This window comes from Alteromonas ponticola, from assembly GCF_012911815.1.
Classification (GTDB): domain Bacteria; phylum Pseudomonadota; class Gammaproteobacteria; order Enterobacterales; family Alteromonadaceae; genus Alteromonas; species Alteromonas ponticola.
On the sequence record NZ_JAATNW010000005.1, the window covers coordinates 421,621 to 431,321 of the forward strand.

Below are 9,701 nucleotides of genomic sequence, written 5' to 3' on the forward strand. Positions count from 1 at the left end.
CCTTATAGCTTGTTTGACAGATGACTAAAGAGGCGTCAATTCGACCGGCGAATATCTACCTCTTTCTTTATTGCTGGTTCACTTACGCTATGGTGTCATTTTCAGCGCGCAAATAACATTAAAAATTGCGTTATGGAATGTGGGCAAGTGATGCTTTGATCTCCTCTGCCGTGGGTTTAAGTTGTGCTTTACCTTGTTGTTCGCGTCTGGTCCCTAATAAAAATAGCAGGGTGGAGGTGATGAACAGGGTAGAGGAAGTCCCGATCACAACCGCAAATACCATGGGTATCGCAAAGCTCTCCACCGCATCACCGCCAAACCAGGCCATAGGCAACAGTGCCAGTAAGGTAGTAAGCGAAGTAAACACGGTGCGACTTAAGGTGCTGTTGACGGCATGGTTAATCGTATCCGCTAAAGGCCGGCTGGGGTCCAGACGCAGCAACTCGCGCACGCGGTCCAGCACCACCACTTTATCGTTGATTGAATAACCTATCAGTGCCAATAAGGCGGCCACGGCGGTGAGGTTAAATTCAAGCCCGGTCAGCGCAAAGAAGCCAATGGTTTTAGTTAGATCCAGTATAACCGTTAGTAGCGCCGCGGTGGCAAAGTGCGCTTCAAAGCGTATCCATAAGTAGAACAGCATGCCCGCGCCGGCGATCAGCAGGGCAAGTATAGACAGTTCGGTAAAGCCACCACTGACTTTTGGCCCGACCATGTCGACCTTATCAAATACCACCGCATTGTCGGCTTCTAAAATAGCCTGCTTGAGCTGTTCTATCTGCTTAGCATTACTGCTTGTTTCGCCTTGTTCAACCGTATCTGCGGCAACTGGCGCGCGCAGCAGGTAGTGGTGTTCACTGCCATATTCCTGGATCGTAATTTGCGAAAAGCCGCTGCGCTGAATTACTTGCCTGAGTTCGTCAGTAGACAGTTTGGGCGAGGTTAACTCGATTAACGTACCACCGGTAAAGTCTACGCCATAATGTAATCCGGGTTTGGCGAACAACGCGATGGACAGCACGGTAAGCAGAACCGAAATTGACAGGGCGACCTTACGTTTGGCTAAGAAATTGATACCGTCCAGCTTATCGCTAAGTGCCAGTAGCGGTGATGAAAAGTGCAGTGGTGTGCGATCCCGCGCGTTCTTCTGCTTTGCATGGGCAATGCGCAGCATCAACATTTTGGTTAACGCCACAGCTGTGAACACCGACGACACGATGCCCAGCCCAATGGTGATCGCAAAGCCCTTAACCGGGCCACTACCGAACATAAACAGCAGGCTCACCGCAATAAGCGTGGTGAAATTTGAATCGACAATAGTTGCAAAAGCCTTATCAAAACCGACCTCGATTGCACTGACAGGGGGCCTGCCTTTGCGACTTTCTTCACGAATACGTTCGTTGACCAGAATGTTGGCATCAACCGCCATGCCCATGGTTAAAATTAAGCCCGCTATACCCGGTAACGTCAGCGTGGCCCCGAATAGGGTCAGCGCGCCAAATACCAGTGCCATGTTAAGGCACAACGCGAAACTGGCGATAGCGCCCCATCTGCCATAAATAGCCACCATGAAGATCAGTACCAGTAAGGCTCCGGCTACCCCACTTTCAATCCCAGTCTGTATGGCATCACTGCCTAAATCGGGCCCTACAGTGCGCTCTTCAATAATCGACAGAGGAATAGGCAGCGCGCCGGTGCGCAACATCAGCGCGGTGTTACTCGCTTCCGGCAAGGTGAAATTGCCGGTGATCTCGCCGCGACCGCCGGGAATAGCGCTGTTAATGACAGGGGCGGTAACCACTTTACCGTCCAGCACAATGGCCAACACTCGACCAATATTATCCTGGGTCATTGCGCCAAACTGTTTGGCCCCTGCGCTATCCAGGCGAAAGGTCACCACAGGCTGGCCCGTTTCACTGCTTAATACGCCCGCGGCATCAGTTATATGTTCCCCCTCCAGGGCAACTTTTTGTTCAAGCTGATAGCGATTGCCGTCATCGTCTACTCGTGTCATGGATGATCCGGAACGACTGTCTACTTCCCAGTGAAAGGTCATTTGTGCGGTGGTACCCAACAGACTTTTTACCTGTGAGGGATCAGACATGCCCGGCATTTGCACTAAAATGGCCTCTTTACCCTGTAGAGTCACGCTGGGCTCAGTCAGCCCGGTTTCATTCAGGCGTTTTCTGACCACTTCCACGCTTCTGCCAAGGGCGTCTTTTAACAATTGTTTCGTATATTGCTCATTTAAGGTAAGGGTGACTGTGTTCTGTTTTATGCTTACCTCCAGCGCACTGCTACCGGCTGGCTGTGCAGAAACGGTAGAAGCTGCTTCTTCTACCGTGCGGGCATCGGCGGCATTACGTAACGTGAAGACCACCTGATGGGTGTTGGCATCGTTACGTAACGACCGATTTTCGGTATAGCGAATATTCTGTTCGCGCAATTCGCTTAATAAGTCAGTGGCAAAGCTATCCAGCTGTTTTTCAAACAGCGCATTAGTGTCGGCAGCAAGCAGCAGGTGCGAACCACCCTGCAAATCTAATCCCAATGATAAGGTACTGGAGGTGTACCAGAGCGGTAAGTGTTGTTTAACGGATTGTGGCAAAATGTTGGGAGCAGCGCTCACCAGGCCCAGTAAGACTATGAGCACGTACACAAAACCACGCAATGAAAATCGCGCCATTTTTATAATTCCTGAAAAATTAGTTAAAAAGCGAAAATCAGCCTATGCACATTTTCGCAGATAATCTGTTTAACTCAGGAAAGCGGGTGGACCACGGGGTTTGGCACGATAGCGAGAAACCTCACTGACAACGGCCGTTGGCGCCAGTGCGGGGGGAGGCGAAATGCCTGTCGATAAGGCAAAGAAAGGTGAAACGACTAAATCAGGCGCATCGACCTCATCGTCGTGCCCCGTTAATTTACTGCCCGCAAAACGAAGGGAATAGTTTTTACTGGTGTATTGATACTGCGCAAGTGGAGACTGTTCTGAAAACCCGGGCTGCGCCGAAGCCTTATCAACCTCAAAGCTGGCATTGACGATAAGACAAGACAACACCCACGCCATAAAAAGTGGCATGTACGACGACATTTTCTTATGCAAATTTATCTGATTCACAACAGTAATTCTAAAATGAGGCCTGCACAGGGTAGGAGGTATGGGTTAATTGTCACGATAATAATATGATATTGAATTGGTAAAATAACAAGAGGGTGAACAGGAATAATTTTCATGGTCAAGGAAAGATCTGTTAAGCGTATTTGCGATAAAAAAAGGTGACCTCAAGCCACCTTTAACAACCGGGGATAAGCAGAATTAGCGAGCTTATTCTGTTGTCGCTTTGCGTGAAAAAATCTTTTTTCTAAGCCAGTAAAGAGGAACTAAGAGCACAAACCAAAACTTCTTTAAAAACACCAGTGCCAGCGCGAGAAAGCCTGTTTTTGCGAGTACTTTTCCTGCAATTAATCCGCCAATCCCGTATGCCGCGACGTTGTCGATGTCGGGATCAAATTCGCTGTATTTGTGTCCCTCGTTGAAACTTACCATGGCAAGCACTTCGTCTCGTGACGTGTTAACTTCTTCAAGTTGGTTTATATTGGCAATAAAGTTCATTTCCATGTAACCCTGCCTACCCAAAGCACGCACATTGTAATTAAGGGTGCGAGCTTCGTTCTCACCAAAGATAAGTTCTTTTGCCCAATACAGTTTGTGCGTGTTAGCGTCGTAATAAGGCTGCTCGGCCCATCCGACGAGTTCTATCGCCGGAAAGCCATGCTCCTGGCGCCACTTAGACTCTGCCTGGGTATCCTTCTTCATTTCTTTCAGCAAGTCGTCATAGTCGATATCGGCAGCGTCGTCATCAGAAACATATCCATCTGCTGTATATTCGATAGTGACTCCCCAGGACGCATCATCCAATACGCGATATTGTTGCGGGAATAACATACCCAACATCAACTCGCCCTCCGGGTTTTGCCATGCCTCTTCCAGCACCCGCTTGGTATCTTCAGGAGAAAGATAATAATAATTTTCCGGTACGTTTAACGTCGCTTTGCCGCCAGGCAAGGTAATTTTCCCGGTTTGATAGGTTAGCGATGCCTCAAACGCATCGGCCCACTCAAGATAGTCTCGGTGTTTAATTTCTTCTTCTGAAAGCGCAGTGGTGGTTTCTGTAGGTTCAGCGGTGGCACCGACTTCCGTATTGAGGACTTGCGCGTTTAAAAAAGGGGAAAACAGAATTGCCTGGGTCAATCCCAAAGCAAGCATAGACTTGTGCATATTACTTCCTTGTTATTATTATTTGATGTTGGCGTTTACCCGATAGACTTTCATCACTTTAAGGTAATATTTGGGTCTGACAAAATCAAATGTCTACCAGAACCTAAGCTATGTCAATTATTACGCTTTGAGGGAGCGGTTACCTTCAGGCATCGCACTCTTCGGCCATCTATATGCAAATATACCGTCAACCAGCTCTGTCCTGTGCAAATGAGGCTGATAAGCCTGGAAACACATTAGGTCGAGATTTCGATGTGTGCTACTTGCTGATTCATTTTTGTAGGGTTAAAAGTATTCACTAAGCCATCTTTGTTACAGGTGACTTAGTGAATATTGAAAGGTGAATAGTAAATTGCAATTCGATTTATTAACGATTATTTCTTTTGCGTGCACGAATGAATAAGCTGGTTAGTGCTATCCCTAATAATAAGGGTAAAGCTGGCTCTGAAACATTGGCAAAAGTTGGTCCGCCAAGCGATGTACTTGAGAGTTGAACTGCCGCACCTCCGCTACCATATGGCGATAAGATTGTTGTCCCAGTAACTTGATAAGTTCCTGCTCCCAACATGACCTCTGCTGAACTCCAACGAGCATCCCCAAAAGCGCTATCATAGTTATCGAAGATAATATCCCCTTGAGTGGTTGGCATTGAAGTTAATCCTAGCGATACACCATCCAGAAAAAATTCAAACCGATCACCAGACAAGAATGCATCCGTCACGGCAAACCAAGCAGTATCAGTGATGGTGAATTCGAAGGTTTGGCCCCAGGGTGAACCAACACCACTAAAGGCAAAGCTATTCCAACCGCTATCTAAAGTAATAATGTCCGCTTGAGCGGGTGCAAAATTACAGAACAACAATAGTGCTAAACATACCTCTTTGATTTTATTTTTAAATTTCATTTGTACGCAGTCCTTTTTATAGTTAGTCGTAAAAGTAATTAAACTTCGCCCCTTTAAATTGAGCAAAGATCAAAGAAGCACATATTGTTCCATTTTATAAGTGTATGAATTCATTGGTTTTAAAAAATTTACGAGTTGAGGTTGTATAAAATATCGACAGTTTTGCGTTGATTTCCCGCATCAGTGAATCACTTCGCCTCGCTGATCTACTTTTAGGCAGCTAACCTTATAAACAGCTGTGAAATTGATTCATTCTCAGTATTCTGAATGGCGACCATTCGGTTAAGTAAGATCCAAAAAAAGGAAACAACATGAAAGCGATGACGGTTGAGCAGTACGGTAGTAACGGTGAGTTTGTGCAGGCCAACGTGCCCAAACCAGAGGTGACTGCTGGCCACATACTGGTTCATATTGCAGCAGCAAGTGTAAACCCGGTAGATACTAAAATTCACGCTAACGGCGCGGACCTGCCATTTGCCCCTGAGCTACCAGCGGTATTGGGCATGGACTTTGCCGGTACCGTGGAAGCGGTTGGTGATGGAGTCACTGATTTTATGGTGGGCGATGAGGTCTATGGGTGCGCTGGCGGTCTGGGTGATTTACAAGGCACACTCGCCGAATACATCAATGCGGATATCCGTTTAGTAGCCAAAAAGCCTGCGAATTTGAGTATGCGTGAAGCGGCAGCGCTACCACTTGTGAGTATCACTGCATACGAAGGTTTAACCCGCGCGGGTACCACCGCAGGACAAAAAGTGCTGGTGCATGGTGGCAGTGGCGGTGTCGGCCATATTGCATTGCAGCTTGCCAAAGCATGGGGAGCGGAAGTCTATGCCAGCGCGGGCAGTCAGGAAAAGCTCGACCTGATCCGCAACCTGGGCGCAACGCCGATCAATTACAAAACCGAGTCAGTATCGGATTACGTGGATGCCCACACCAACGGAAAAGGGTTTGACGTGGTGTTTGACTCAGTAGGCAGTGACAACATTGCCACTTCTTTGGAAGCGGCTACGTTAAATGGACAGATCGCTACCACCGTATCCACGGTCGAGGTCGACCTGTCACAGGCGCATATAAAAGGTTTATCCCTACATGTCGTATTTATGTTGATCCCGATGATTCATAATGTCGGCCGCGAAGCACACGCCATCATCTTACAAGAAATAGCTAAACTTGCGGAAAGCGGCAAACTCAAACCCGTGCTGGATGAAAACCGCTATTCATTGTCTGACGCAGGCAAGGCACATAAGCGTTTGTTAAGTGGCGAAGGTAAGGGCAAGGTGGTTATTGATATTGCATAACTGCACTTGTTGCTGTTGCTGAGCAGTTCAAAAAATCTAATTGTATGGCGGAAATCTCAACACAATTGAGGTTTCCTTAAAACTTCTGATGAATAAACTACAAATTGTCGGTTAACGACGTGAATGTGTCGGCTTAGTCCATGAGCGTGAGTCAGAAATAAAGTATGATTCACCGTTCTACAGAATAATAACGAAAGCATTCACTTAATTATGGCGTTACAGCGGGCAATCTTATTCTTAATTTTTTTATCCTGGGCATCAACAGCCGCACAATTTTTACCGAACCCTAATTATATCAGCTATAACATCGAAGACGGCTTATCAAACAGCATGGTCCACAACATTGCTCAGGACAGTGATGGGTATATGTGGTTTGGCACTGAGGATGGCCTTAACCGTTTCGATGGCTTGAATTTCACGGTTTACCGATACGATCCTACTCAAGTAAGCAGTTTGGCGGGGAATAGTATCAATCAGGTTTATCTCGCTCCCGACAACTCTTTGTGGATCGCAACTCGCAATGGAGTAAGTCGATATCATAAACAGTGTGTTTGATGGGTAAATAGTAATATCCGACATAAGAGTTACCTGTTTTTTAATTTAGGATTTGACACCTTTATAAAAAAACGGGTAATTCTTTACTTTTCAATAAGATGTATTAGATCAAGTTGAACCTGTTTCATATTAATTAATATCTATATAACTCTATCGAAGAGTAATAACTGCCATACATATTTTTTCAAATCAGCGTTTGTTTCCATCGTTAATCATTTTACGGACTCTAGCTCCAGAGCCTCTTATCATATCCTCAATCAGTGATGTTTCAGGCATATTTTTCCAGTACTTTTTAGGCATCGAGCTTAGCATCGCGTTCTTTTTAATGCGGGCAGGATTAAATATGTTCGCGTAATAAGTGAGCCAATATTTTTCAATACGGTCCTCATCAGGAAATACGCTCGGGTCGGGGTTATCTTCTAAAATAAGCGTTTGTGTGTCCCAATGCGCAGCCCGGTAAGGAGTGAGTATAGACCAGCGCATGTTTTTAAACCGAGTTTGGAAGAAGTCGAGCTTGACCTCCAGGCTAAAATGTTCCGGTTCATACCAGGCAACAAAGTGCTCTTGCCCGTCAAGGATCACTTCTCTAAACCTCAAAAAAGCGCTTATTTTATATGCATCGCGCTTCACTGCTTTGACCAAAGCATTCAGGCGCAAAACGTCATCGTCCGTTTTTAATTGGACAAGGTGTTTATTCTCGAAAATAACGCGCCATAACACCCGGTAACACAATGCAAAGCGGCTAGCATCCCGATGACACAGTGCATATTTGAAAAGATCTAAGACTGACTTGGGAATAGAATGTTTCGCCGCCGCTGTAACGACCTTACTTTTCTGATCTGTGTGGCCAAACAAATCGTCCTGTATAGACTGTGAGCTTTGCCAGACAATGTTCTCAGGAGGTATAGACTGCGCCAGGCATTCTCTCGCTGCAATGCGCCACTGTTCATAACCCGGCACTGACGTGATTGAAATTGTTTTCATCTTGATAATGCGGTGTTCAGGCGCCGAATAGCTCAATCTGCTTCGGTTGTTTGAATTGCTGTTCAAAGTTACTGCTATCAAGTAAATGAATTGCAGGTGAATAGTCACTCACACTAATAAAAGGTTTTAGCTTTTGTAAGGGTAGACGCATTTTGGTGAGATCCATCCAACTCAGCTTTGCATAACGGCGTATTGATAAAATTTTCTGCACCGTGCGTGCGCCCAGACCGGGTACTCGTAGCAAAAGTCGTTTGCTGGCTTTATTTAAATCAATGGGAAACACATGACGATTGCGTAATGCCCAGGCAAGTTTAGGGTCGTGCTCCATATCAAGCATGTCATTGTGTAAGATTTCATCAAGATTAAATCCATAAAAACGCAATAACCAATCAGCCTGGTAAAGACGGTGTTCGCGGATCAAAGGCGCGGGTTTCAGCGGTAAAACCACAGAAGCGTCCGGTATTGGCGAGAAGGCAGAATAATAAACCCGGCGTAGCTTTTGTTCGCTGTAGAGCTTAACGCTCGTACTTAAAATAACTTTATCATTCGAACCATCAGCCCCAATTATCATCTGAGTAGACTGCCCACCAGGGACAAAACGAGGAGGGCGCTTACCTTTATACGATTTTTCAACTTTGTGTTCAGCTATTTTGTCTTTCAGTGTATTCATCGAGCCATGAATAGCGCCAAGGTCTTTTTCTGGAGCATACTTATTTAGCGAAGGCTGGGTTGGCATTTCTACATTAATACTTAGTCGATCGGCATATAAGCCTGCTTCAGTCTGTAATTCTGGCGAGGCATTGGGAATTGTTTTAAGGTGGATATACCCCTTGAAACCGTGATCGATTCGTAAGGATTTAGCAATTCGCACCATACTTTCCATAGTATGGTCTGGGGAACCGACGATGCCTGAACTAAGAAACAAACCTTCGATGTAGTTGCGCTTATAAAAATTCAACGTCAAATCTACCGTCTCTTTAACAGTGAAACGAGCACGTCGAACACTACTCGATACTCTATTAATGCAATAGTGACAATCATAAATACAGTAATTTGTCATCAATATCTTGAGTAAAGAGACACACCGCCCATCAGGGGTAAAACTGTGGCATATACCCGAACCACCAGTAAGAGAACCTATACCCGTTTTGTCTGTTTTGGCAGCTTTCCGTTTACCCGCAGAACCACTTGCACAAGAGGCATCATACTTGGCTGCATCAGAGAGAATTTCGAGTTTTTGTATCAGTTTGTCATGCATCGAAGATTATTACTTTCTCAGAACAAATACACAAATGAGATCGATTCAGTAATAAATTATGAAAAGACATATGTGTACTAATTGTTTAGATTTTAAAACACCATCACCTTTGTATCATGTATAAATATACAGTGCAATTGCATCCTGTGATTAAAAGATTACGATTTCTTCACGTCGTTTTGTTAGAGAAATTGAAATGGGTAAGGGGTAAACAAGACACAATGTCTGTTCAGACAAACCAAGCGTTGCTGGTTAGGAGTTGTGTGACGTTAAAATGCGTGACTGAACGAGGCTCTTCATCATTAACGGGGGACACCCGCATTCATTAAACTGATTTTGCGAAGAATCATTTAATGGAGAATACAAGTGTCCCACGCAGGTACTATTTTAGGCATATCTGAACTAGAAATCGAACGT

8 protein-coding genes are annotated in these 9,701 nt (G+C 45.4%); 2 read left to right on the forward strand and 6 right to left on the reverse strand.

The features are described from left to right. Positions 1-130 precede the first annotated feature (130 nt). The 4 genes from secD to HCJ96_RS11185 all read right to left on the reverse strand — a co-directional run bounded on the left by secD (position 131) and on the right by HCJ96_RS11185 (position 5,186). Positions 131-2,686: a protein translocase subunit SecD gene (gene secD / locus HCJ96_RS11170; protein WP_169211126.1), complete on the reverse strand. Its 2,556-nt coding sequence runs from the start codon at positions 2,684-2,686 to the stop codon at positions 131-133. Between the two features lie 69 nt (positions 2,687-2,755). Then, a complete protein-coding gene (locus tag HCJ96_RS11175; RefSeq protein ID WP_169211127.1) occupies positions 2,756-3,121 on the reverse strand; it encodes a hypothetical protein in 366 nt (121 codons plus the stop codon). Positions 3,122-3,328: 207 nt separating this feature from the next. After that, entirely contained in the window at positions 3,329-4,282 is a 954-nt protein-coding gene (locus HCJ96_RS11180; RefSeq protein ID WP_211162779.1) for a DUF2167 domain-containing protein, read from the reverse strand. 367 nt (positions 4,283-4,649) lie between these two features. Beyond that, positions 4,650-5,186 (reverse strand): hypothetical protein, encoded by a 537-nt coding sequence (locus tag HCJ96_RS11185; RefSeq protein ID WP_169211128.1) that lies wholly within the window; start codon positions 5,184-5,186, stop codon positions 4,650-4,652. Positions 5,187-5,497: 311 nt separating this feature from the next. Between HCJ96_RS11185 and HCJ96_RS11190 the strand changes: the two genes are divergently transcribed. After that, positions 5,498-6,487 (forward strand): zinc-dependent alcohol dehydrogenase family protein, encoded by a 990-nt coding sequence (locus HCJ96_RS11190; RefSeq protein ID WP_169211129.1) that lies wholly within the window; start codon positions 5,498-5,500, stop codon positions 6,485-6,487. 210 nt (positions 6,488-6,697) lie between these two features. After that, a complete protein-coding gene (locus tag HCJ96_RS11195; protein ID WP_169211130.1) occupies positions 6,698-7,042 on the forward strand; it encodes a ligand-binding sensor domain-containing protein in 345 nt (114 codons plus the stop codon). A gap of 189 nt (positions 7,043-7,231) precedes the next feature. On the opposite strand, the gene HCJ96_RS11200 is transcribed toward HCJ96_RS11195, so the two are convergent. Together HCJ96_RS11200 and HCJ96_RS11205 are read right to left on the reverse strand one after the other, a co-directional pair. Beyond that, positions 7,232-8,026, reverse strand: coding sequence for a TIGR03915 family putative DNA repair protein (locus tag HCJ96_RS11200; RefSeq protein WP_169211131.1), 795 nt, complete (start codon positions 8,024-8,026; stop codon positions 7,232-7,234). 16 nt (positions 8,027-8,042) lie between these two features. Beyond that, positions 8,043-9,284: a putative DNA modification/repair radical SAM protein gene (locus HCJ96_RS11205; protein WP_169211132.1), complete on the reverse strand. Its 1,242-nt coding sequence runs from the start codon at positions 9,282-9,284 to the stop codon at positions 8,043-8,045. Between the last annotated feature and the right edge of the window lie 417 nt (positions 9,285-9,701).